Source organism: Aeromonas sp. Prich7-2 (assembly GCF_017939255.1).
Classification (GTDB): Bacteria; Pseudomonadota; Gammaproteobacteria; order Enterobacterales; family Aeromonadaceae; genus Aeromonas; species Aeromonas caviae.
On the sequence record NZ_JAGKRI010000180.1, the window covers coordinates 1 to 958 of the forward strand.

Annotated in this window: 1 protein-coding gene; it reads left to right on the forward strand. The window is 51.8% G+C overall.

Going from position 1 to position 958, the window contains the following annotated elements; genetic code table 11:
• Positions 1-936, forward strand: a 936-nt coding sequence (locus J9892_RS20460; RefSeq protein WP_210538802.1) for an IS630 family transposase, incomplete at its 5' end; no start/stop codon positions are given.
• Between the last annotated feature and the right edge of the window lie 22 nt (positions 937-958).

The window sequence follows — 958 nt, forward strand, 5'->3', positions numbered from 1 at the left end:
GCCATCTTGCTGTTACATGAAGGACGCACGATCACTGATGTTCATCACCTTACCGGCGCTGCTCGCTCGACCATCGGCCGTTGGCTTCGGTGGTATCGGGATGAAGGTGTGGGGGCGTTAGAAGCCTTACCGGCTGGCCGTGCCCCAGTCTTACCTATCGCCAAGATTGTCACCTTACTGGTGCTGCTCATGCAGTTTTCTCCGCAAGATTTTGGTTATCAGCGCAGCCGTTGGTGTACCGAACTATTGGCTATCAAAATCAATCGGTTAATGGGGCTCAATATGGCAGCCTCCACGCTCCGCCGATGGTTACCGCGTATGGGCATTGTCTGGCGAAGGCCCGTGCCGACCTTGCGGATAAAAGACCCTGCCTATCAGGAGAAAATGGCTAATATCGACGCGGCACTGGCCCGCTGTGATGCAGATAATCCGGTGTTTTATGAGGATGAAGTCGATATAGACCTTAATCCCAAATTAGGGGCCGACTGGATGTTCAGAGCGCAGCAAAAGCGGGTTGTCACACCTGGAAAGAACGCCAAACATTACCTGGCAGGCGTTCTCCATGCAGGCAATGGAAGAGTACTTTACGTCAGCGGGATAAAGAAAAACTCATCCCTGTTTATCGCCATGCTGGAAAAGCTGCGTCGCCACTACCGACGAGCCAAAACCATCACACTGATCCTCGATAACTACATCATTCACAAAAGCAAACAGACCGAGCGATGGTTGAAGAAGAACCCCAAGTTCTGCCTGGTGTTCCAGCCAGTTTACAGCCCTTGGGTTAATCACATCGAACGGCTGTGGCACAAGTTACATGAAACCATCACGCGCAATCATCAATGCAGAGGAATGGCCAGCCTGCTGGCCCGAGTGAAACACTTCATGGATACCGTGTCTCCTTTCCCGGGGAATGGCTATGGTACAGCGAAGGTGTAGCACTATTGGGATCAGTTATTTA